Genomic DNA, 24,281 nt, shown 5'->3' on the forward strand with positions numbered 1-24,281 from the left:
CTAATATCACTCAATTGATGATTTATCCTTTGGGACCGATTCTTTGTGTAACTTTGCTTGAAATCCCATTCCCAAGGATTTATTTCATGTTCTTTGCATGTTTGAAACCATTCTTTTGTCCAAGTGTGCCCATCCTTCCTTTTTTAAAATTTCTACACATTATCAGTATTCAATTTTTCACTTTTAATTCTCTCAACAACACAATTGCAAGAACAAGAAAGATAACGAATTGAATTGATGGTAAGAGTATTTAGAATCATCGATTTTGAAATCCTAACATAATCATGTGCTTCAAGCTTTTTTCGAGTTCAAATAACTTATTTTTTATGAGAAATACCTATCTGTCATATATAAAAACGATCTTTTATCGCCGCTTTCTATATTTAAGATGTTGTGATAATAGATCTTTTACATGCTTTTTTTAGAGGTCTATTGCTAGGAAAAAAAGGGCTGATTTCTCCATTTGCTGGTCAAGCTTATCAATCGAATTAAGCTAAGCTCATTAATGTTAAAAGAAACATAATCTGAATGCGGATTTATAAATGAAATAAATATCAGTTTTCATTGATTTTATTTGTAATCCTAGTATTAATGCCACTTTGGTGGCACGCGGTTTCATTTTGATAAGTAGATGTGCGCTTGTCCTCAGTATTTTCGATAGTTGCTTGTTTTAAGGTCAGTCTTTCAGCATGTGTCACTGGAAAAAGATTGTTTATCCACTATGCGATGTTTTTTGTTCTGCACATGCATGCCTTACAATAGAAAATTCCTTCATTCCTCAGTCAAGCCTTTATTTTTGTCATTCTCTTTTCTTTTTGGAGGGATTTCTTGAATATAAAAATATTGATGGTAAATTATATTGTTGTAATCCTTATTTTTATTAAGCGGATTATTAAAGTAATACGTGATAATATACATAGTAATCAAAGTGAGATAATATAGATTTTATTTAAAATTTACCCAAATAATGTTGTTTTTTCAAAAAAATGATGATATTGTAGATTTAAAAATGTGAGGTTAGTATGATTAAAAAAATTCATTATGTTATTGAAGCGTGTTTATTAGTAGTTGTTCTAATTTTAGGAGGGATGATACTTAAAAATTATAAAAAAGAAAATCAAGTGGTAGCTAAAATAGGCGAGGAAGAATTAACAATGAAAGATGTTCAAAAAAAATTGCTAGGCAAACCCTATGATACAGCAGTTGATAATCTTATCAACTCTAGTTTAATTGATCAGCAATTCATAAAAGAAAAGGGCGAAATAGCGGATAAAGATAGAATTCTTCAGTTTCCTTACATAAAATTAGCTGATTCTACAAAAAAAAACCTATCTGACAAAGATACAAAAGAATATGTAGATGAATATCTTAAGGTTAAATTCCTAGCTCAAAAATTTCAGTTAATAACAGAAGAAGAAATTGAGAATTTTTTGGAAGAGGAAAAACAATCATTTGGGACAAAGATTTCTAAAATAAAGGTTTTTGAAGGAGAGCATAATCAACTTTCGGAGTTTGAAAGTGAATTAGAGAAAGGGAAACAAATAAACAAAGTAGCTGAAGATTTAGATATAACTGGAGAAAATGAAGAAGTTTTTTCTAGTTATAATGAATATGGAATAGATTTCACCGAAATGAAGCAAGGTGAATACAAACATAATATGAATGATTCGAATATTAGTCATGAATCATCGCATAACCACGGTAGTAAACATCAAATTATATATTTATACAAAACTCAAAGTGTAAATAAAAATTTATATAATGTGAAAAAAAACAAATCAATGATATTAAATGTTTACTTCAGTAAAAACTATAATAATATTCGTGCTAAACTTTTAAATAATTTAATGAATAATTATGATATCAAAAAGTAAAATATTTTTTTTTATATTTGTATTATTTGTTGGTAGTATCGTCTATTTAAGTTTTAATGAAAGAGATTTAGTGAAGTTAAAAAAAACTCAAAAAGTTGGTGGGATTGAAAGTCTTGAAATGCCTAGTTGTGAAAATGAGGACTATATCAGAGTTGCAATTCTAGATACACTTAATAGTATAGAAGGAATTAATTATGCTGATGAAATAAATCTAGATACTTCTCTAAAAAGCAAGACACATTCTGATGAGATATTGTCAATTGTAAGTTCTCTCACAACAAAAAATACTAAAATTGACTTATTTGTTATATCAGATGAAAAAGGAAAAATTTCGAAAGATTTGGTTTGGGAAAATTTAAAAACAATTCTTGGTCAAGACTATGATGTTGTTAATATGAGTTTTTATTTAAAATCTGGAGATTTAAAGATTGATCAACTCTTAGAGCAGCTGTATAACAAAAATGTCGCACTTGTAAGCTCTTCTGGAAATCAAGGTCTAAAAAAAAATAACTACCCCTCATCTAATACAAAAGTTTTCAGTGTTGGAGGCATAAAAGATACAGGAGAAAAGTGGATTAATTCAAATTATGGTTATATAGATTTTGTTATGCCTGTTCAAATTAAAAGTTATATAGATGGAGAGCAAATAGAGGGAACTTCTGTTTCAGCTGCTATTTTAACAGCATTTATAGCTAATATGAAGAATTGTTTTTTCATTAAAAACAATACTGAATTATATAAAAAATTAGTAGTTCTAGCAGGAAAAACAGAAAGAGATTCACAGATTGGTTATGGTCAACCGAATTATAAAAATATGAGGTGAAGTATGTATGTCTAAACTTAATTTTTTAATATTAATTATATTTTTATCAGGATTGTTTTTACCCCTAAATGTAAACGCAGAAGAAGTAAATGGAGTAGAATTAAAAGTTAAAAAAGTTGTTAAGCAAATTCTACCTATTGAAGAAAGTATGCCAGAGTCTGTTATTAAAACTTATACTGATGGTGGATGGAGCTTAAATGAAGATTTAAAACAATTAGAAAGAGTAGTGACTTATCAAGGTGAGGAAATTGAAGTTGATGGTGAAAAAGCAAAAACTGATTCTAATGGAGAAGCTGTTTTTGAACTAAATGATACAGAAGATGTTGATGTGTCTGTTAAAAATATCCTTACAAGTGATGTAAAGACCAAGTCAATTGAAATTAATAAACAAAAAAACGAAACAGTTATTTATGAAAATGTTGACTTAACTGGTATAATAAAGAATATGGGGGGCGAAGAAGAGTCAATAGAAGAGCAGGTAGAAGGAGACGGTGAAGTACAAATTGGTGGACTGAAAAACGGACAAAAACCTAAGCGTGGAGCATATGTACATTGTAATAGGTTTAATGGATTTACTGGAGATGGTAGATATTACAGTAAAACGAAGCATCCTGTTAAAGCAAACATCAATTTTTTTCAAAGTGATTGTGATGTAGCATTAGCTAGAAGTTTTAAATGTTTAAAAGATTATACCAATAGCCCTTACTGCTCGACTAAGAATAAAAGTACAGCTGGAAAATGTTCTCCTAATATTGCTAAGCATTCAAGACTCTATCATAAACATACAGGTTGGTTCTCACCTAGTAAATAACAAGGAGGAAGATCAGAATTTTGGGAGTTTTTATTATTACAGGTTTAGTATTAATATTTTTAATTTCTTTTATGTTTTTTAAGAAGTTTTTAAGTTTGAAATTAATTTCAATAATAAGTGTCTTGTTTTTAACAATAATAATTGTTCTTTATGTATTATTTTTTGTGAATTTTCATTCAGTATCTCTTAAAGACGAATCATTAGGCGGTTTTAAAATTGGGCAAGAGATTGATAATCATATACTTAAGAAAAGTGATCAATTTTCATCTGATAATGAATTCGTATATTCAAAAAAGGGGGATGAGGATTTTTTAGTAACATCTAATAAAGATGATAATATAATCTCCATTACTAACCAATCACAAGACCAAAAAATTAAAACATCTAAAGGTATTAAGATTTTTGATACGTTTCAGGATGTAATAAAAATGTATGGGAAAGAATACAAAAACCTTTGGTTTGTAGAAGGGTATGAAACAGGTATTCAGTATCAAGATAAAGATGAACAGCTTCTCCTAGAATTTTTCTTTAATGAAGATAAATTGTACCGTATTGAATTAATTAAAAAGTGATGCGCTAAATTTTTGAAATAGTATAACTTGATTTTTTGCTGTTAGAAAGTTTATATTTTCATGCTTTCTCTATGTTTCTTAGCAATTTCGAATATTTAGATAAGAAGTAACAAGAACTAGATGTGATTTTCCAAATTCGTGTAATAAGACGAATGAAGCGGACATTTCTTTGAAAAATGTTCGCTTTTCGTATTGTGTTTTAAAAATGAAGTTGGTACAATAGACACAGAAATCAAATAGATAGAAGTCGTATAATAGCGGGGATATGGCCCGCAAGTTTCTACCAAGCTACCGTAAATAGCTTGACTACGTCAATTCACACTCGTTTGATATAAATCATGCATTGTTCTTGTTTTATGTCACCGTCTGAATTCACATATGTAGTCAAGCGTCCCAAAACTGTTGGGGCGTTTTTTATTTGACTTGTGAATGGGGCAGACTAAAGCAAAAGGACATGAAGGGAGTCAGTTGGCTTGAAACAGTTTTTTCAATTTGATGAGTTAGGAACGAATTACCGCAGAGAAATCATCGGTGGTTTAACCACATTTTTGTCGATGGCTTACATTTTGTTTGTCAATCCGATCACACTTGCTTTAGTGTCGGTACCGGATTTTCCAGATAAATTACGAATTGATCAGGGCGCTGTCTTTACTGCGACGGCGTTAGCCTCTGCCGCAGGGTGTATTCTGATGGGGCTGATTGCCAGGTATCCAATTGCGATTGCCCCAGGTATGGGCTTGAATGCCTTTTTCGCCTTTTCGGTTGTTCTTGGCATGGGCATCACATGGGAAGCAGCACTTTCTGGTGTATTTGTTTCAGGATTGATTTTCGTTGCCCTTTCTTTAACAGGTTTCCGTGAAAAAATCATCAATGCCATTCCGGCTGAGCTAAAGCTGGCGGTTGGTGCAGGTATTGGTCTATTCATTACGTTTGTCGGTCTGCAAGGCTCTGGCATAATTGCCAATAACGATAATACGCTCGTTTCCATTGGGAACATTCATAGTGGTCCTGTCTTATTAACGGTGTTTGGTATCGTGGTGACTGTCATTTTAATGGTGCTGCGAGTGAATGCAGGTGTCTTCATTGGGATGCTTGTGACAGCTATTGCAGGAATGATTGTTGGTCTTGTCCCAGTACCGACGCAAATTGTGGGAAGTATTCCAAGCTTATCTCCAACCTTTGGACAAGCCTTGATTCACTTGCCAGACATCTTCTCGATTCAAATGCTTGTCGTGATTTTAACGTTCTTATTCGTTGGGTTCTTTGATACAGCAGGAACGCTTGTGGCTGTTGCAACCCAAGCTGGTTTAATGAAAAATAATGAGCTGCCGCGTGCAGGAAGAGCACTTCTAGCGGATTCATCTTCAATCGTTGTAGGTTCTATTCTCGGAACATCGACGACAACATCTTATGTTGAATCTAGCTCAGGTGTTGCTGCTGGTGCACGTTCTGGATTTGCAGCTGTCGTGACAGGGATTTTCTTCTTGCTTGCGATGTTCTTCTCGCCGCTTTTATCCATCGTTACAAAGAATGTGACAGCACCTGCTTTAATCATTGTGGGGGCACTGATGGTCGCTCCGCTTGCGAAGATTGCATGGGATCGTTTTGAAATTGCCGTACCAGCGTTCTTAACGATGATTATGATGCCACTCACATACAGTATTGCAACAGGGATTGCGGTTGGCTTTATTTTCTACCCGATTACGATGATCTTTAAAGGGAAAGCCAAAGAAATACATCCGATTATGTACGGATTGTTTGTGATCTTTATTCTCTACTTTGCTTTCTTAAATCATTAATGGTTCGCCTGAAACAGCAACTCATTGAAACTGCTGTCAGCGTGTAGACAAACCTTCGCATTCGTTGTCAGGTCTGCGCACCGGTGCTCACGAATGTCAAATTCGCTCCGCGCCAGTACTCGCCCTTCCTAGACTTCAAAGGTTTTCTATCACGCTGAAAAGAAGACAAAGGGCTAAAATCAAGATCATTTTAGCCCTTTGTCAACAAAAAAACAGCAGCTCATGCAAGCTGCTGTTTTTTTGTTTTGCCTAATTTTCTTGCCATTTTAAAACCTCTGCTACCCTTTATCCGTCTATTCGTATGAACGTCAAGGAATCTTGACGGAACAGAGAGACTCCGCTACTTTAAGAGGAGTCATCCGGATAGGTCATTCGTATGAACCTGTAAGGATTGTGCTGGATAGGAGTTGATATGAGATGTTAGAAAAAGATGAAGAGCAAAGTACATCAGACTTAAAAAATGAAGAGCCATCAATAGATCAAGAAACGAGGCAATCACGCCTTAGCAGAAGCGCCGCAAAACGTGGAAGAACGTCGAAAGTAAAAGTGGCAGCGGATGATGAGCGTTCTACCATTCAACGTATGCTGCAAGGTGTAGGAGGCGCGTTTAAGCGCTATAGCTCATATGGACTTGCGATGTTAAAATCACCGAGCCAGGCCATCAATCAAGCGGAAACATTACGGATGAAGTATGCTTGGATCTCGATTGTGTTATTCAGCGTGTTTTTTGCTTTAGGCAACTATGTTCAATTAAAGGCGTCAAAGACTCGTTTATTAGGCTTTGGCATTCATTACTCTTTTGGTGACGCCTTTTTGAGGGTAGCGATCTTTACACTCATTCTGCTCACACTGATGATGCTCACCGTATGGTTACTCGGAAAGTACATGCTAAAAGGAAACATATCACTGAAAGAAGTGATCATGAAGTTTGGTGCCGCACTTGTACCGGTTTTGGTTTTATCGATCCTTTGGCTTGTATTTGCCATGCTGAATATTCCATATGTGACGGTCATTTTATCTGTGATGATGTTTTTTGGTCTCCAGTTGATTGCGGTCGTGCTGTTTCGCTCGATTCAATCTGAGCATGAAGCGGTGCGCGGTGATTTGATGTATGCCGGCTGGATCTTTTTATTGGTGGAGCTTGTCATCATTGCACTGCTCTGGGGCATTGTCGGAGAGTATTTGATTCCTTCACTTGTGCCTGTTCGATTTGGATAATACACACACTGAAAACCTCCTTTTATGAAAAAGGAGGTTCAGCGTGTAGATAAACCCTCGCATTCGGTGTCAGTCCTGCGTGCTGGTGCTCGCGAATGTCAAATTCGCTCCGCGCCAGTACTCGTCCTTTCTAGACTGCAAAGGTTTTCTATCACGCTGACAAGGAGACAAAGGGCTAAAATCAAGATCATTTTAGCCCTTTGTCAACAATATGAAAACCTCCTTTTTTGAAAAAGGAGGTTTTCATGTTGAGAAGAGGAAAAAACGGGTAAACTCTTGGTAACAAAGACCACCGTTCTTGTCGAAAGATATATGTGTTTTTCTCGCGCAAATTTGATTGTATCAAGGTATGTTCTCTAGTAGAATATGGGGTGCTTTATTTGATTTTTTAGTGCAGGGGGTTCGAATCGTGCTTCAACATCTTTTATCCAATGCGTTCACCATGGTTTTGATCATTTTAGTGATTAATATTGTCTATGTCTCTTTTTCCACCATGCGTTTGATTTTAACAATGAAAGGCAGACGGTACGCAGCAGCTTTTGCTGGTACGATTGAAATGCTGATTTATGTGATTGGATTAAGTATCGTACTTGATAACTTAGATCAAATCCAAAATGTCATTGCGTATGCGTTAGGTTATGGGATGGGGATCATTGTCGGGATGAAAATTGAAGAGAAGCTGGCACTTGGCTACACAACTGTTAACGTGATCACAAAAGAATTAGATGTCGATCTCCCAAGGCAATTGAGAGAAAAAGGATATGGTGTCACCAGCTGGGTAGCAGGCGGTCTTGAAGGAGACCGGACAGCATTGCAAATTTTAACACCGAGGAAATATGAACTGCAATTATATGAAACGATTAAAACGCTGGATTCAAAGGCATTTATCATTTCATATGAGCCCAAATCGATTCATGGCGGCTTCTGGGTGAAGGCTGTGAAGAAAAGGAGAATTAAAGAATGACCGCAAAACCAAAGAAGAAGAAATTCTATGTGGAAGACAACATGACGATCGATCAAGTGTTGTCCCAGATGGCAGCGGAAGGCTACTCGCCTGTCCGACGAATGGAGGAGCCCATTTTTCAGGAAAAGAAGGAAAATGGGTCGATTCAGATCATTCCGATTGGGAAAAAAATCGTATTTGAAGGAAAAATAGTCTAAATCCGAACATTAAAACGACGACTTCATAGATTGTTCGATAAATCCGTTGACATCATGAACATCCGTTGTTAAGATAAACATGAATTCAAAACACGAACCTCATATAATCTTGGGAATATGGCCCATAAGTTTCTACCCAGTTACCGTAAATGACTGGACTATGCAGGATAGTGAACAAAACTGACATGGCGTTTCAAAAGCGAACAGCGCTTACCATGGCCCGGTTTGTGTTGCTTCCTAACAATGCAATGCAAATCGGGCCTTTTTGTTCGGCGTTTGACAAGCTGCTTAGGTTTGGGAAGCGTGTCAAACGATACAAAATCGAATATCAGCTTAAAGGTGGGGACAAACAAAATGAAGCCGCTTGTAGGTGTCATCATGGGAAGTACATCTGATTGGGAAACAATGAAAAATGCGTGCGATATCTTAGAGGAATTAGACATTCCGTATGAAAAACAGGTCGTATCCGCACACCGGACACCTGACTTGATGTTTGAATATGCGGCAGAAGCAAGAGGTAAGGGACTAAAAGTCATCATTGCCGGTGCTGGAGGCGCAGCACATTTACCGGGGATGGTCGCAGCAAAAACGACACTGCCGGTCATTGGTGTGCCCGTACAATCAAAAGCACTAAATGGGCTGGATTCCTTATTATCCATCGTTCAAATGCCAGGCGGTGTACCAGTTGCGACAGTGGCGATTGGCAAAGCCGGTGCAACAAATGCAGGCCTTCTAGCCGCACAAATGATTTCAGCTTTTGATGAAACAATCGCTGCTCGCCTTGAGGAAAGAAGAGAGCAAACAAAACAGACTGTACTAGAAAGCAGTGATCAGCTTGGCTAAGCAGACCATTTTTCCAAACGCAACCATCGGTATTATCGGCGGAGGACAGCTTGGCAGATATATGGCCGTCAGTGCAAAGCAAATGGGGTACCGGGCAGCTGTATTAGACCCAGTCGCACAATCTCCTTGTGGACAGGTTGCTGATACAGAAATCACAGCTGCATATAGTGATCTGGATGGAATCAGACAGCTCGCAGAAATCAGCGATGTCGTGACATATGAATTTGAAAATATTGATTACGATGCACTCAATCAATTGAAGGAAGAAGCCAATTTACCGCAAGGAAGTGAACTTCTTCTTTTAACGCAAAATCGTGAAACAGAGAAAAAAGGGATTGTAGATGCAGGCTGTGAAGTTGCGCCTTATCGCATCGTTCATGATGAAAAAGAGCTGGAAGACGCAGTAACTGTACTTGGTTTGCCAGCCGTTTTGAAAACATGCAGAGGCGGCTACGACGGAAAAGGGCAGTATGTGATCAAGGAAACAGGACAGCTTCACGAAGCATCTGAATTGCTCACACATGGAACTTGTATTTTAGAAAGCTGGGTCCCATTTCAAATGGAGCTCTCGGTGATCGTCACTCGTTCTATTCATGGGGAGATTGCGGTATTCCCAGTCGCTGAGAACATTCATAAGCACAACATTTTGTTCCAGAGCATTGTGCCTGCAAGAGTTGATGAAAGCATTCAGGAGAAGGCAAAAGTGCTGGCAACGACACTGGCTGAAAAGCTTGGGCTAGTGGGTACACTTGCTGTAGAACTGTTCCTGACAAACGAAGGAGAGCTGCTCGTCAATGAACTGGCGCCTCGCCCGCATAATTCTGGTCATTATACGCTCGATTTATGTGAGACGAGCCAGTTTGAACAGCACGTTCGCGCGATATGCGGTTTACCGCTTGGCGGCACAGCCCTTTTGTCAGAGGGCATGATGGTGAACTTATTAGGCGATGAAGTAGACATCCCAATAGAGCATCCTGAGCTTCTCAAAGAAGCGAAGCTTTATCTATATGGAAAGCATGAAGTAAAAGCCGGCCGCAAAATGGGGCATATGACATTTATGAAACAGCTTGATGATGAATGGATGACAAACATCACAAAGATATGGACTGAAAGAGATGGAGGAAACGGGAAATGATCGAACGTTACGCACGACCAGAAATGTCAGCAATCTGGACAGAGGAAAACAAATTTAATGCATGGCTTGAAGTAGAAATTCTCGCTTGTGAAGCTTGGGCAGAGCTTGGTGTTATTCCAAAAGAAGACGTTGTGACTATGCGTAAGAATGCAAGCTTTGATATTGATCGTATTTTAGAGATTGAACAAGACACGCGCCATGACGTGGTTGCCTTTACGCGTGCTGTATCTGAATCTCTAGGAGAAGAAAGAAAGTGGGTTCATTACGGGCTAACATCTACAGACGTAGTGGATACGGCGCTTTCATATCTATTAAAGCAGGCAAACGATATCTTGCTCAAGGACATTGAGAGATTTGTTGACATCCTAAAAGAAAAAGCGAAAGAGCATAAATACACTGTCATGATGGGACGTACACATGGTGTACACGCTGAACCGACAACATTTGGCCTGAAGCTTGGTCTTTGGTACGAAGAAATGAAGCGTAACCTAGAACGTTTTAAACAAGCAAAAGCCGGTATCGAATTTGGTAAAATTTCTGGGGCTGTTGGCACATATGCGAACATCGACCCGTTTGTTGAACAATATGTCTGTGAGAAGCTTGGCATCAAAGCTGCACCAATCTCCACCCAAACCTTGCAGCGTGATCGTCATGCCGATTACATGGCTACTCTTGCACTCGTCGCAACAAGCATTGAGAAATTTGCTGTTGAAATCCGTGGTCTTCAAAAGAGTGAAACACGTGAAGTAGAAGAGTTCTTCGCAAAAGGACAAAAGGGATCATCAGCAATGCCGCATAAACGGAACCCAATCGGTTCTGAAAATATGACAGGAATTGCCCGCGTCATCCGTGGATATATGCTGACAGCTTATGAAAATGTACCACTTTGGCATGAGCGTGATATTTCTCATTCGTCTGCTGAGCGCATCATTTTACCAGATGCAACGATTGCACTGAACTACATGCTAAACCGTTTCTCAAACATTGTGAAAAACTTGACGGTCTTCCCTGAGAACATGAAACGCAACATGGACCGCACACTTGGCTTGATTTACTCACAGCGTGTTCTTCTTGCATTAATCGATACAGGCATGGCACGTGAAGAGGCATATGATACGGTCCAGCCAAAGGCAATGGAGGCGTGGGAGAAGCAAGTGCCATTCCGTTCATTAGTAGAAGCGGAGGAAAAAATCACATCACGCTTAACACCTGAACAAATCGCTGACTGCTTCGATTACAACTATCACTTGAAAAATGTCGATATGATTTTCGAACGTCTAGGTCTTGAGTAAGAAAAGGGCCACCTGCTTGTCAGGTGCCCAATCCTGAAAATTGCCAACATTCAAATTAGGAGGCCAACCTGAATGACTGTGAAACAAGAACTTCTCTACGAAGGCAAAGCGAAAAAAATCTATCAGACCGATGACGAGCAAATTTTATATGTTGAATATAAAGACTCAGCGACAGCATTTAACGGCGAAAAGAAAGCTGAAATTGAAGGCAAAGGCAGACTGAACAACGAAATTTCAAGCTTAATCTTTCAAATGCTGCATGAGAAAGGGATCAACAATCACTTTGTGAAACGCCTTTCTGAAACAGAGCAGCTCATTCAAAAGGTACAGATTGTGCCGCTTGAAGTGGTTGTGCGAAATGTGGTGGCAGGCAGTATGTCAAAGCGCCTTGGCATTCCAGAGGGAACAAAACTGGATACACCATTGATCGAGTTTTACTACAAAGATGATGCACTCGGTGATCCGCTCATTACAGAAGATCATATTCGCATTTTAGATGCAGCGACACCAGAGCAGGTCGAGGAAATGAAACAGATCACAAGACAAGTCAATGAAGAGTTAAAGCAAATCTTTTCAGACTGCCATGTGAATTTAATTGATTTCAAGCTTGAATTCGGAATAGATCACGAGAATCGTATTTTGCTAGCTGATGAGATTTCACCTGATACGTGCAGGCTTTGGGACAAAGATACAAACGAAAAGCTTGATAAAGACGTGTTCAGACGAAACCTGGGCGGCTTAACAAATGCATACGAAGAAATTTTCAAAAGACTTGGAGGCCATAAACATGTATAAAGTGAAGATTTTTGTCAGCTTAAAAGAGAGCGTTCTTGATCCACAAGGAAGTGCCGTGCAGCACGCCTTGCACAGCATGTCTTATCAGGAAGTAAAGGATGTCCGTATCGGAAAATACATGGAGCTTGTCATTGAAAAATCAGATCGTGATTTAGACACAGTCGTCAAAGAAATGTGCGAAAAATTACTGGCCAACACGGTGATTGAAGATTACCGCTATGAGGTGGAGGAGGTTGTCGCACAGTGAAGTTTGCAGTGATCGTCTTGCCTGGCTCTAACTGTGATATCGATATGTACCATGCGATTCAAGATGAGTTAGGTGAACAAGTTGAATATGTATGGCACGACGAAACGAGTCTAGACGGATTTGACGGTGTACTCGTACCAGGCGGTTTCTCTTATGGGGATTACTTAAGATGCGGTGCGATTGCTCGCTTTTCAAACATCATGCCGGCGGTGAAAAAAGCAGCTGCGGAAGGAAAGCCTGTTCTTGGTGTTTGTAACGGGTTCCAAATTCTTCAGGAGCTTGGCATTCTTCCAGGTGCGATGAGACGAAATAAAGACTTAAAATTTATCTGTCGTCCAGTTGAACTCATTGTAGAGAACAACGAAACGCAATTTACAAGCGGCTATCTAAAAGGCGAATCCATTTCGGTTCCTGTAGCGCACGGTGAAGGAAACTTCTACTGTGATGAAGACACTTTAGCGAAGCTTATTGAAAATAACCAAATCGCTTTCACTTACGGAGACGATATTAACGGCAGTGTCAATCGAATTGCAGGTATTACGAATGAAGAGGGCAATGTACTCGGCATGATGCCGCACCCTGAGCGCGCGGTGGATTCATTACTAGGCAGCGCAGACGGACTTAAATTGTTTCAATCTATCGTGAAAAATTGGAGGGACACTCATGTCACTACTGCTTGAACCAAGTCACAAGCAAATTAAAGAAGAGAAATTGTATCAGCAAATGGGATTGAGTGATGAAGAATTCGCTTTAATCGAATCCATTATTGGCAGGCTGCCAAACTACACAGAAACGGGTATTTTTTCTGTCATGTGGTCAGAGCATTGCAGTTATAAAAACTCAAAGCCTGTTTTAAGCAAATTCCCGACAAAAGGAGAGCATGTTCTTCAAGGTCCTGGGGAAGGCGCTGGAATCGTTGATATTGGAGACAACCAAGCGGTTGTATTTAAAATCGAATCACATAACCATCCATCTGCGATTGAACCGTATCAAGGAGCAGCTACTGGTGTCGGCGGAATTATCCGTGATGTATTCTCCATGGGTGCGCGTCCAATTGCTGTACTAAACTCTCTTCGTTTTGGTGAACTGACTTCACCGCGCGTGAAGTACTTGTTTGAAGAAGTAGTGGCAGGGATCGCAGGCTATGGAAACTGTATCGGAATTCCTACAGTCGGCGGAGAAGTTCATTTTGATCAAAGCTATGAAGGCAATCCGCTCGTGAATGCGATGTGTGTTGGTTTAATCAATCATGAGGATATCAAAAAAGGGCAGGCAAAAGGTGTCGGCAACACGGTGATGTATGTTGGTGCTAAAACGGGACGTGACGGTATTCACGGTGCAACATTTGCGTCTGAAGAATTTTCTGATGAATCAGAAGAAAAACGTTCAGCGGTTCAAGTCGGTGATCCATTCATGGAAAAACTTTTGCTTGAAGCGTGTCTTGAAGTGATCAAAAACGATGCGCTCGTTGGAATTCAAGATATGGGCGCGGCTGGCTTAACAAGCTCAAGTGCGGAAATGGCGAGTAAAGCAGGTTCTGGGATTGAGATGAATTTAGACCTCATTCCGCAGCGTGAAACAGGCATGTCCGCATACGAAATGATGCTGTCTGAATCACAAGAGAGAATGCTTCTAGTCATTGAAAAAGGCCGTGAGCAAGAAATCATTGATATTTTCGAAAAATACGATCTTGAAGCGGTATCAGTCGGTCATGTGACAGACGATAAAATGCTTCGTTTACTCCATCAAGGTGAAGTGGTGTGTGAGCTTCCTGTTGATGCTCTTGCAGAAGAAGCACCGGTTTATCATAAGCCGTCAAGTGAGCCTGCATACTATCGTGAGTTTTTAGAAACAAAAGTGGAAGCTCCAGCGATCACAGATGCAGCACAGACATTAAAGCAGCTCCTTCAGCAACCAACGATTGCAAGTAAAGAATGGGTCTATGATCAGTATGACTACATGGTTCGGACAAATACCGTCGTTGCACCGGGCTCTGATGCTGGCGTTTTAAGAATCCGCGGAACGAAAAAAGCCCTAGCGATGACAACAGATTGTAACGCGCGCTATCTCTACCTTGATCCAGAGGTCGGCGGGAAAATCGCCGTCGCAGAAGCAGCACGTAACATTGTCTGCTCAGGCGCTCGTCCGCTAGCAGTGACAGATAACCTAAACTTCGGTAACCCAGAGAAACCAGAAATTTTCTGGCAAATTGAAAAGTCTGCTGACGGGATTAGCGAAGCTTGCCGCACGCTAAGCACACCAGTGATCGGTGGGAACGTCTCTTTATATAACGAATCAAATGGAACAGCGATTTACCCAACTCCAGTTATTGGGATGGTTGGTTTGGTTGAAGATACTGCTCATATTACGACTCAATCGTTCCAGCAGGCTGGCGATGTGATTTTCGTCATTGGTGAGACAAAAGAAGAATTTGCAGGCAGTGAGCTTCAAAAGATGACAGAAGGCCGTATTTACGGAAAAGCACCAGAAATTGATTTGAACGTAGAGCTAGCGCGTCAGGAAGCTCTGCTAGCCGCGATTCAAAACGGTCTCGTTCAATCAGCACACGATGTGTCTGAAGGTGGACTTGGTGTAGCACTTGCTGAAAGTACATTTGGAACTGACGGACTTGGTGCAGATATCCAAATCGATTTAAACAGCGAAGCTTCATTATTCAGTGAAACACAGTCACGTTTTGTTGTCACAGTGAAACCGGAGCACCGCGAAGCGTTTGCTGCGGCTGTCAAAGATGCGAAAGAAGTCGGAACTGTGACAAATGATGGTGTGTTTACTGTCAAAAATCGAGAAGGACAACAATGGATTCATGCAGCGGTCAACGAGCTTGAACGTGCATGGAAAGGAGCGATCCCATGCTTGCTGAAATCAGAGGCTTAAATGAAGAGTGTGGTGTCTTTGGGGTTTGGGGACACGAAGAAGCCCCGCAAATCACATATTACGGATTGCATAGCCTTCAGCACCGAGGACAAGAAGGTGCGGGAATCATTGCAACAGATGGTGAGAACTTGACGTCACACAAAGGCCTTGGACTGATTACGGAAGTCTTTCAAAACGGTGAGCTAAAGGATTTGAAAGGAAAAGGTGCGATTGGACACGTTCGGTATGCGACAGCAGGTGGAGGCGGCTTTGAAAATGTGCAGCCCCTCTTCTTCCGTTCGCAAAACAATGGCAGCCTTGCCCTTGCTCATAATGGAAACTTAGTGAATGCAACGCAGTTAAAGCAGCAGCTAGAAAACCAAGGGAGTATTTTTCAGACCTCTTCTGATACCGAAGTGCTGGCTCATTTAATTAAGCGCAGTGGGCATATGGAATTAAAAGAGCAGATCAAAAATGCACTGTCCATGCTTAAGGGAGCCTATGCTTTCTTAATCATGACGGAAACAGAAATGATCGTGGCGCTTGATCCGAACGGTTTACGCCCGCTTTCACTTGGTATGCTTGGGGATGCTTATGTTGTCGCTTCTGAAACTTGTGCATTTGATGTTGTCGGTGCCACGTATTTACGTGATGTGGAGCCTGGCGAAATGCTGATTATTAATGATGAAGGCCTCAAATCTGAGCGCTTCTCGATGAACATTAACCGCAGCATGTGCAGCATGGAATACATTTATTTCTCAAGACCTGACAGCAATATTAACGGTATCAATGTGCATAGTGCGAGAAAGAATCTTGGCAAAAAGCTTGCTGAGGAAGCACATGTCGAAGCAGATGTTGTGACAGGTGTACCAGATTCCAGTATTTCTGCAGCGATTGGATATGCCGAAGCAACAGGTATTCCGTATGAGCTCGGATTGATTAAAAATCGTTATGTCGGCCGGACATTTATCCAGCCGTCTCAAGCATTGCGTGAGCAGGGCGTACGGATGAAACTGTCTGCTGTACGCGGTGTAGTCGAAGGAAAGCGTGTCGTGATGGTGGATGATTCCATCGTACGTGGGACAACAAGTCGCAGAATTGTCACGATGCTAAGAGAAGCGGGTGCGACGGAAGTCCATGTACGTATTAGTTCACCGCCAATCGCACATCCATGTTTTTATGGAATTGATACATCCACACACGAAGAGCTGATTGCTTCTTCTCATTCAGTGGAAGAAATTAGACAGGAAATCGGTGCAGACTCCATTGCATTTTTATCTGTAGACGGTTTAATGGACGGGATTGGCAGGAAGTATGATGATCCGCAGCGCGGTCAGTGTTTGGCATGCTTTACTGGGAAATACCCGACTGAAATATATGAAGATACGGTTCTTCCGCATGTGAAGGAAACGGTCCTGACGAAATAATCGAATAAAGGAGCAGCAGTCAAGATGAGTTGATATGCTGCTCTTTCATTCTGCCGAAAATACATGGAAAGCAGCAGCTAAAAGGAGTGAATGGGATGTCAGAAGCATATAAAAACGCCGGTGTCGACATCGAAGCAGGGTACGAAGCCGTCAAACGAATGAAAACACACGTAGAACGTACAAAACGAGCAGGTGTTATGGGCGCTCTAGGTGGATTTGGCGGTATGTTTGATCTATCTGAGCTGCCATACAAAAAGCCCGTTCTTGTTTCAGGAACAGATGGTGTCGGAACGAAATTAAAGCTTGCCTTTTTAATGAATAAACACGATACGATCGGCGTCGATGCCGTGGCCATGTGTGTCAACGATGTGCTTGCACAGGGGGCAGAACCGCTCTTTTTCTTAGATTACTTAGCCGTTGGAAAAGCAGATCCGGTAAAAATTGAATCGATTGTCAAAGGTGTGGCTGACGGATGTGAGCAGTCTGGTTCAGCACTTGTCGGCGGTGAGACAGCCGAAATGCCAGGTCTTTACACAGAAGAAGAATATGATATTGCTGGTTTTTCGGTAGGTGTCGTTGAAAAGGACGAAATCGTGACAGGAAACAGCATCAAAGAGGGACATTTGCTTATTGGACTCAGCTCAAGCGGAATTCATAGCAATGGATACTCTCTCGTTCGTAAAGTCTTGCTGGAAGACGCTGGTCTTGATCTGCATCAAACGTATGCACCTTTTACAAGACCGCTCGGTGAAGAGCTTCTTGAACCGACAAAAATTTATGTGAAGCCCGTTCTCAAACAAGTAAAAACCGGCAAAGTTGACGGCATGGCACATGTAACAGGCGGTGGTTTTATTGAGAATTTACCACGTATGCTGCCTGAAGGTCTTGGCGTTGAGATTGATAACGGCTCATGGCCAGTACCACCCATTTTTTCCTTTATTCAAGAAAAAGGTCAGTTAAAGGCAGAAGAGATGTTCAACGTGTTTAATATGGGCATTGGCTTTGTCTTAGCTGTAAAAGAGGACGATCTTGTTAATGTGATTAGAGAGCTTGAACAGGATGGAGAGAAAGCATTTCTCATCGGACGTGTTCAAAAAGGAGAAGGTGTCACATTCGGCGGTGGAAGCCTCTCATGAAGAAGTTTGCGATCTTCGCCTCTGGAAGCGGGACGAACTTTCAAGCCATTATAGATACGTTAAAAGAAGAAAAGTGGCAGGCTGAGGCCGCCATTGTGATTTGTGATAAACCGGGTGCAAAGGTGCTGGAGCGTGCTGAGAAAGAAGGCATTCCCTCCTTTGCTTTTACCCCGAAGGCTTTTCCAAATAAAGCCGCTTTTGAACAAACGATCATCGAACAACTGAGGCTTCATGAAGTAGAATGGGTTTTCCTTGCGGGGTACATGAGACTGATCGGTCCGACATTACTTGAAGCATACAGAGGGAAAATCGTGAATATCCACCCATCCTTGCTGCCAGCCTTTCCAGGTCTTGATGCCATTGGACAAGCCTATCAAGCAGGCGTCAAAGTGGCAGGCATCACTGTCCATTTTGTCGATGAAGGAATGGATACAGGTCCGATTATTGACCAAGCCGCGATTTATATTGAACAAGGCGAAGAGCTTGAATCAATTGAAAAAAGAATGCATGAACTAGAACACACACTATATCCAAAAGTGATCAAATCACTTTTAGAATTATCTTAATGAGGTGACGAAGGCATGACGATCAAACGCGCATTAATCAGTGTTTCCGATAAAACGAATCTTGTACCTTTTGTGAAAGAATTAACAGAACTTGGTGTTGAAGTCATTTCAACTGGAGGTACTCATAAGCTTCTTCAAGAGAATGGCATTGATGTCATTGGGATTTCTGAAGTCACTGGATTCCCTGAAATCATGGACGGACGACTCAAAACGCTCCATCCGAACATTCATGGTGGATTATTGGCAGTGAGAGATAACGATGAGCATATGGCACAGATTGAAAAGCATGGCATTCAGCCGATTGATCTTGTTGTCGTGAATCTCTATCCTTTCAAAGAGACGATCTCAAAAGACGATGTAACGTATGAAGAAGCAATTGAAAACATTGATATTGGCGGACCGGGAATGCTTCGTGCGGCATCGAAAAACCACCAAGACGTCACAGTGATTGTCGATCCTCGTGATTATGATACAGTCGTTCAGCAAATCAAAGAAGGCGGCGTGTCACTTGAGAAAAAACGTGAGCTTGCGGCGAAGGTATTCCGTCATACAGCTGCTTACGATGCCCTCATTGCGGATTATTTAACGAATTTTGTTGGCGAAACAGAGCCAGAGCAGTTCACCGTCACGTTTGAGAAAAAACAATCCCTTCGTTATGGAGAAAACCCGCACCAAGCGGCGACTTTCTATGAAAATGCTCTTCCAAGCAAAGGTTCTTTAGCTACTGCAACGCAATTACATGGAAAAGAACTTTCCTACAACAACATTAAAGACGCAGATGCAGCTCTTCAAATCGTACGTGAATTTACGGAGCCAGCGGCTGTTGCTGTAAAGCATATGAATCCATGCGGCGTTGGTACAGGTGAAACGATAGCAGAAGCTTTTGATCGTGCATTCAAAGCAGATGAAACTTCTATTTTTGGCGGCATTGTGGCGCTTAACCGTGAAGTAGACAAGCAAACGGCCGAGGTGCTGCATACGATTTTCTTAGAAATCGTCATCGCTCCATCGTTTAGCCAAGAAGCGCTTGACGTGTTAACAGCGAAAAAGAACCTTCGTCTATTAACATTAGATGTAGAAGCAGATCTTGGGAAAAAAGAAAAGCAGCTGACAAGTGTTCATGGCGGACTGCTTGTGCAGGATATTGATACGTATGGATTAGAGGAAGCAACGATCTCTATTCCAACGAAAAGAGAACCTACAGAAGACGAATGGAAAGACTTAAAGCTTGCATGGAAAGTCGTCAAGCATGTGAAATCAAATGCGATTGTTCTCGCGAAAGATCAAATGACAGCAGGCATCGGCGCTGGTCAGATGAACCGCGTCGGCTCAGCAAATATTGCGATTGATCAAGCAGGTGAAAAAGCGAAAGGAAGTGCACTAGGCTCTGATGCGTTCTTCCCAATGGGCGATACAGTGGAAGCTGCTGCAAAGGCAGGCGTCACAGCGATCATCCAGCCAGGTGGTTCCATTCGTGATGAAGAATCAATTCAAAAAGCAGATGAATACGGCATCGCCATGGTCTTCACTGGCGTTAGACATTTCAAACATTAAGGGGATGACAGTGTGAACGTATTAATTATCGGCAGAGGCGGAAGAGAGCATACCATCGCATGGAAAGTGAACCAAAGTGAACTTGTCAGCCAAGTATTTGTCGCACCCGGCAATGATGGAATGACAGATGCTGCGAAGCTTGTACCAATCGACGAGGGCGATCATGAGGCGTTAATTCGTTTTGCAAAAGACAATAACATCGGTTTAACAATTGTCGGTCCAGAGGTTCCTTTAATTGCAGGTGTCGTCGATGCATTTGAAGAGGCAGGTCTAAAGGTATTTGGACCAAATGCAAAAGCCGCAGTCATTGAAGGCTCAAAGGAATTTGCAAAAGACTTAATGAAAAATTATGAGATCCCGACAGCCGCTTATGCGACCTTCACATCGTTTGAAAAAGCGAAGGCATATGTGGAAGAAAAGGGTGCGCCGATTGTTATTAAAGCAGACGGGCTTGCCGCAGGAAAAGGTGTGACAGTTGCGATGACGCTTGAAGAGGCGATCAGCTGTCTGCATGACTTTTTAGAGGATGAAAAGTTTGGCGATGCGAGTGCATCTGTCGTCATCGAGGAATTTTTAACAGGTGAGGAATTTTCATTGATGGCCTTTGTCAATGGAGAAAAGGTGTACCCAATGGTGATCGCGCAAGATCACAAACGTGCATTTGAAGATGACAAAGGACCGAATACTGGCGGGATGGGCGCTTATTCACCAGTTCCGCAAATTTCAGATGAAGTCGTCCAAAAAGCGGTGGAAGATGTCGTCAAACCGGCGGCTCGCGCAATGGTGCAGGAAGAGCGTCCGTTTACAGGCATTTTATATGCAGGCTTAATGCTGACGCCAGAAGGCTCAAAAGTCATTGAGTTCAACGCACGCTTTGGCGATCCTGAAACGCAGGTGGTTCTTCCTCGTCTTGAATCAGATCTAGTTCAAGTTTTCCTCGATATTCTAGACGGAAAAGATGTGGACTTACAGTGGAAAGACACTGCCGCTGTGAGTGTGGTTCTTGCTTCAGAAGGATACCCTGAGGACTACGCAAAAGGTACGCCAATCGGCGCTTTGCAAACGACGGTGTCTGATGTCGTGACCTTCCACGCAGGAACAAAAAAAGAAAACGATCAATTCGTCACAAATGGCGGCCGTGTAGCGAATGTGACCGCATTTGACAACACATTTGAAGCGGCAAGATCAAGAGTGTATGAAGCGGTTGAAGAAATCATTCAGCCAGGTCTATTTTATCGCCGTGACATTGGCGCCCGTGCGCTGAAGGCTGCGGGGAAATCCGTTTAATCAAAACACCTTTCTCTCTGATGAGATGGAAAGGTGTTTTTTGTTCATGAGAAGGGATGCCGATTGAATATGAAGAAGTAGTATGGGATCACGAATAGATATTGGGAGGAAACATGGAAATCAAAGCATTTATTATCTTTGCAATCGTCATACTTATTTTATTTCTCATAACTATAAATAACGTCATGTTGATTGCCATTAAGCACAATAAAATGAAAAAAGCCTCAGCCATTAGCTATATGATCATTTCAATTTTTTCTGGCATTGCTATTTCTTCATTTCTAATTTGGACATTCTTTATTAGCTGATTCATAGGAAAGGAATGAGTATATGGTGCAATTGAAGGAACTTGCGAACGAGCGTTTTTCTGCCTCGATCTGTATTGATTCATTTAATGAGCGAATCCGTTTGGATGACTACAGCGGCAGGGTGCGGGATGTGATTCAGTCGGTTCTAAAGGAAGCGGCGGACTGTAAGGCTTCTAAGGTCATTGTAAAAGTAAGACGTGAGCATGTGCCGCTTTTTTTAGAAAAAGGCTTTCGGCTTGAAGGGGTGTTTTCTCATTATTTCCTTGGAAGTGACGCTTACGGTATGTCGCTTTTTCTCACTGAGGATCGAATGAACAGTTCGTATTGGCTGCAGGAAGATGAGATCGTCGCATCCATTCAAGCAAAAGTAATCAAAAAAGACCAAGGCACATGGCAGGATGAGTATGTGATGAGAAAAGCCGATCCAAAGGACATTCACAAGCTGGCAAAGCTCTATGATACCGTCTTTGAAACGTACCCTACGCCAATGAACGAGTCAGATTATATTCAAAAGGTAATGGAGGAAGGGACCATTTTTTATGTTGTTGAACATGAGGGACACATTGTGAGTGCAGCATCCGCTGAGATCAATGCGCCGTATGGTCATGCAGAATTAACAGACTGTGCGACCCTTCCTTCATATAGAAAACTAGGATTCATGCATCATTTGATTCTAGCCCTTGAAAAAGAACTCCAGTCGATGCATATCTATGTCTTTTACTCACTTGCACGTGCACTGTCCTATGGAATGAATCAAGTATTTTATCAGCTCGGATATACGTACACCGGTCGCTTTCAAAACAACTGCTATATTTTTGACAAAATTGAAGATATGAATCTATGGGTCAAAACGCCAAATGAATCATGAAATGGTTCTCATCTGATCAAGCAGACCAGATAGGCGGTAAGCCATGATACTAAGCTGCAGCTTCATCCGATCATCAGTGGATTTGAGGCTGCAGCCTGTTCTCGTTTCAATTTGTTTCAGCCGATAGCTTAACGTATGTCTATGAATAAATAATTCTCCCGCAGATTTTTGAATATTTTCATTGTGCGCCAAATACACTTCGAGTGTATGAATCAGGTCAGCCCCTTGTTTTTTCGTATATAGCAACGGACTTAACAGCTCCACGTAAAAATCATGCAAATTCATACCCGCTTCATTCATTTCAAGAAGCATCCCATATAAGCCGAGCTTTTGATAATGAATGATGCTCTCGTCTGTTTTTAAAAGCGGAAGAAGCCTAGCTGCATACTGCGCTTCCTTCGCGCTTTTTGCAAAGAGACTGATCTGGTCATAGGCTCTCCCGATACCAATGACAATCGGATGGACGGGGAAAAAATAAGACCAAGTGCTCCGGCATTCCTCTGCTGCGCGATACCACTCCGCTTCTTGAAACGCTTTTTTTCCTGCTGGTGTTAGGACAAAAATGGAATCGAGCCTTGTCTTTAGCAAAAAAGGAATATGTCTGCGTTCAAAGATCGACGTGAGTAATTGCGATAGACGCTGCATCATTTGGTGATCGAGCTGTGTGTGCTGATGCTGGAATTGAAAATAGATCACCACCTGCTCATCGCTCATATCATATTGCAGCTTTGTTGCTTGTTCGACCACATAGCTTTCTTCTGTATATTGCTGCTGCAAAATATCATCTAACAAATGTCCCTGCATTTGGTTTTCTGTATCTTGAATGGCTTTTTGCTTCAACCATTCAATCGCATACACCGCACCGGCATGCTCGATGGCAATCGCGTCGAGATGATGCCACGTATCCTTTTTCTTTAAAGACACAATAAACCCAAAAATATCACCCATCGCAATCACCGGACATGCGGCGAGGACGAACGCTCCGTACGTGTCATAGACAAGCCGCCCTTTCTCCTCTGCCTGCTTGAGAAGGGGCATGGTATCAATTGGTTCATGATCTGTCAGAAAGCCAAAAGCAGGAGAGTATGTCACTTCATCTTTGATGAGATGAGCCGCTGTTTGATGTAAAAAGACATCAAGAACGACAATGTTCGCTGCAGTGAGATGTGCCAGTTCCTCTGTAATTTGCGTTACATTTTTATTCCTTACATTTAATTGGGTCAGTCTTTGATGAATCGCGGATGAATATTTAAGCTGATGAAGCTGACTACTCACGATTTGTTCTAAGACGGCTTTTGTAATATCTGAGAAGTTGATGTGCGGCGGAATCTCAATGAGCGGAATGCCGCTGTTTTTCGCCGCTTGAATGAGTGAAGCTGGAATGTCACTTAAGTACACACCTTTATAAATAGCGATGGCTGATAGCCTTTGAGATTGAATCAATTCCTCAAGCCGGTCGCTTCTTTCTTGATTGTCCGCGAGTCCGAATCCGGTTGTGACGAGCAATTCCCCATCGGAAAGCCTCGACGTGTCTTCGATAATTTCAACGATGGTCACCCACTCAATGAGTCGGTCCAGTCCATTTTCTCCAGCAAGCAGCTTTGTTCCTTTCATGATATCGAGCGAAAGTGCATCTTTGACGAGAATCGCCATAGGCTCATGACCTCCTTTTGAACACTCTTATACACGAT

General features: G+C 41.4%; 22 protein-coding genes and 2 riboswitches. Of the genes, 21 read left to right on the top strand and 1 reads right to left on the bottom strand.

The annotated features are described in order from the left end of the window. The first annotated feature begins 1,022 nt into the window (after positions 1-1,022). The 21 genes from ACQYAC_RS16330 (at position 1,023) to ablB (ending at position 22,590) form a co-directional block, all read left to right on the top strand. Positions 1,023-1,874: a hypothetical protein gene (locus ACQYAC_RS16330; protein WP_429943698.1), complete on the top strand. Its 852-nt coding sequence runs from the start codon at positions 1,023-1,025 to the stop codon at positions 1,872-1,874. Positions 1,875-1,944: 70 nt separating this feature from the next. Beyond that, positions 1,945-2,697, top strand: coding sequence for a S8 family serine peptidase (locus ACQYAC_RS16335; RefSeq protein WP_429943699.1), 753 nt, complete (start codon positions 1,945-1,947; stop codon positions 2,695-2,697). A 7-nt stretch (positions 2,698-2,704) separates the two neighbouring features. Beyond that, the gene (locus ACQYAC_RS16340) at positions 2,705-3,508 is read left to right on the top strand and encodes a hypothetical protein (RefSeq protein ID WP_429943700.1); all 804 of its coding nucleotides are present in this window, start codon (positions 2,705-2,707) and stop codon (positions 3,506-3,508) included. A 20-nt stretch (positions 3,509-3,528) separates the two neighbouring features. Then, the gene (locus ACQYAC_RS16345; protein ID WP_288160829.1) at positions 3,529-4,080 is read left to right on the top strand and encodes a hypothetical protein; all 552 of its coding nucleotides are present in this window, start codon (positions 3,529-3,531) and stop codon (positions 4,078-4,080) included. A 227-nt stretch (positions 4,081-4,307) separates the two neighbouring features. Beyond that, positions 4,308-4,409, top strand: a riboswitch (purine riboswitch). 144 nt (positions 4,410-4,553) lie between these two features. Next, on the top strand, positions 4,554-5,879 hold the full coding sequence (locus ACQYAC_RS16350; protein WP_058015536.1) for an NCS2 family permease: 1,326 nt from the start codon (positions 4,554-4,556) through the stop codon (positions 5,877-5,879). A gap of 417 nt (positions 5,880-6,296) precedes the next feature. Continuing rightward, positions 6,297-7,097 (top strand): hypothetical protein, encoded by an 801-nt coding sequence (locus ACQYAC_RS16355; RefSeq protein WP_429943701.1) that lies wholly within the window; start codon positions 6,297-6,299, stop codon positions 7,095-7,097. 409 nt (positions 7,098-7,506) lie between these two features. Beyond that, entirely contained in the window at positions 7,507-8,061 is a 555-nt protein-coding gene (locus tag ACQYAC_RS16360) for a DUF2179 domain-containing protein (protein ID WP_429943702.1), read from the top strand. After that, a complete protein-coding gene (locus tag ACQYAC_RS16365; RefSeq protein WP_012009137.1) occupies positions 8,058-8,258 on the top strand; it encodes an NETI motif-containing protein in 201 nt (66 codons plus the stop codon). Before ACQYAC_RS16360 ends, ACQYAC_RS16365 begins: the two co-directional genes overlap by 4 nt. 79 nt (positions 8,259-8,337) lie before the next feature. Further along, a riboswitch (purine riboswitch) is annotated at positions 8,338-8,439 on the top strand. Positions 8,440-8,612: 173 nt separating this feature from the next. Continuing rightward, complete coding sequence (gene purE / locus ACQYAC_RS16370) at positions 8,613-9,101, top strand: 5-(carboxyamino)imidazole ribonucleotide mutase (protein WP_058015578.1); 489 nt, start codon at positions 8,613-8,615, stop codon at positions 9,099-9,101. Then, positions 9,094-10,236 carry a 5-(carboxyamino)imidazole ribonucleotide synthase gene (gene purK, locus ACQYAC_RS16375; protein ID WP_169057252.1) on the top strand — a complete coding sequence of 381 codons (1,143 nt, stop codon included), beginning with the start codon at positions 9,094-9,096 and terminating at the stop codon, positions 10,234-10,236. Before purE ends, purK begins: the two co-directional genes overlap by 8 nt. Further along, a complete protein-coding gene (gene purB / locus ACQYAC_RS16380; protein ID WP_429943703.1) occupies positions 10,233-11,528 on the top strand; it encodes an adenylosuccinate lyase in 1,296 nt (431 codons plus the stop codon). Before purK ends, purB begins: the two co-directional genes overlap by 4 nt. Positions 11,529-11,600: 72 nt before the next feature. Beyond that, positions 11,601-12,323 (top strand): phosphoribosylaminoimidazolesuccinocarboxamide synthase, encoded by a 723-nt coding sequence (gene purC, locus ACQYAC_RS16385; RefSeq protein ID WP_003214271.1) that lies wholly within the window; start codon positions 11,601-11,603, stop codon positions 12,321-12,323. Continuing rightward, positions 12,316-12,570 (top strand): phosphoribosylformylglycinamidine synthase subunit PurS, encoded by a 255-nt coding sequence (gene purS / locus ACQYAC_RS16390; protein WP_003214349.1) that lies wholly within the window; start codon positions 12,316-12,318, stop codon positions 12,568-12,570. The genes purC and purS overlap by 8 nt, the downstream gene beginning before the upstream one ends. After that, positions 12,567-13,250 carry a phosphoribosylformylglycinamidine synthase subunit PurQ gene (gene purQ / locus ACQYAC_RS16395; RefSeq protein WP_058015531.1) on the top strand — a complete coding sequence of 228 codons (684 nt, stop codon included), beginning with the start codon at positions 12,567-12,569 and terminating at the stop codon, positions 13,248-13,250. The genes purS and purQ overlap by 4 nt, the downstream gene beginning before the upstream one ends. Beyond that, on the top strand, positions 13,234-15,465 hold the full coding sequence (gene purL, locus ACQYAC_RS16400; protein ID WP_429943704.1) for a phosphoribosylformylglycinamidine synthase subunit PurL: 2,232 nt from the start codon (positions 13,234-13,236) through the stop codon (positions 15,463-15,465). The genes purQ and purL overlap by 17 nt, the downstream gene beginning before the upstream one ends. Next, entirely contained in the window at positions 15,441-16,871 is a 1,431-nt protein-coding gene (gene purF / locus ACQYAC_RS16405) for an amidophosphoribosyltransferase (RefSeq protein WP_058015529.1), read from the top strand. The genes purL and purF overlap by 25 nt, the downstream gene beginning before the upstream one ends. A gap of 95 nt (positions 16,872-16,966) precedes the next feature. Then, a complete protein-coding gene (gene purM / locus ACQYAC_RS16410) occupies positions 16,967-18,007 on the top strand; it encodes a phosphoribosylformylglycinamidine cyclo-ligase (protein ID WP_429943705.1) in 1,041 nt (346 codons plus the stop codon). Then, positions 18,004-18,573 carry a phosphoribosylglycinamide formyltransferase gene (purN, locus tag ACQYAC_RS16415; RefSeq protein ID WP_180309460.1) on the top strand — a complete coding sequence of 190 codons (570 nt, stop codon included), beginning with the start codon at positions 18,004-18,006 and terminating at the stop codon, positions 18,571-18,573. The genes purM and purN overlap by 4 nt, the downstream gene beginning before the upstream one ends. Before the next feature lie 15 nt (positions 18,574-18,588). After that, complete coding sequence (gene purH, locus ACQYAC_RS16420) at positions 18,589-20,127, top strand: bifunctional phosphoribosylaminoimidazolecarboxamide formyltransferase/IMP cyclohydrolase (RefSeq protein ID WP_429943706.1); 1,539 nt, start codon at positions 18,589-18,591, stop codon at positions 20,125-20,127. A 12-nt stretch (positions 20,128-20,139) separates the two neighbouring features. Beyond that, positions 20,140-21,414 carry a phosphoribosylamine--glycine ligase gene (gene purD, locus ACQYAC_RS16425; RefSeq protein ID WP_429943707.1) on the top strand — a complete coding sequence of 425 codons (1,275 nt, stop codon included), beginning with the start codon at positions 20,140-20,142 and terminating at the stop codon, positions 21,412-21,414. 330 nt (positions 21,415-21,744) lie between these two features. Then, on the top strand, positions 21,745-22,590 hold the full coding sequence (ablB, locus tag ACQYAC_RS16430; RefSeq protein ID WP_137055443.1) for a putative beta-lysine N-acetyltransferase: 846 nt from the start codon (positions 21,745-21,747) through the stop codon (positions 22,588-22,590). Here ablB and ACQYAC_RS16435 read toward each other — a convergent pair. Further along, complete coding sequence (locus tag ACQYAC_RS16435) at positions 22,585-24,243, bottom strand: PucR family transcriptional regulator (protein WP_429943708.1); 1,659 nt, start codon at positions 24,241-24,243, stop codon at positions 22,585-22,587. The genes ablB and ACQYAC_RS16435 overlap by 6 nt on opposite strands. Positions 24,244-24,281: the final 38 nt, after the last annotated feature.

The sequence above is a fragment of the Bacillus sp. MM09(2025) genome (assembly GCF_050496725.1).
Taxonomy (GTDB): domain Bacteria; phylum Bacillota; class Bacilli; order Bacillales; family Bacillaceae; genus Bacillus; species Bacillus pumilus.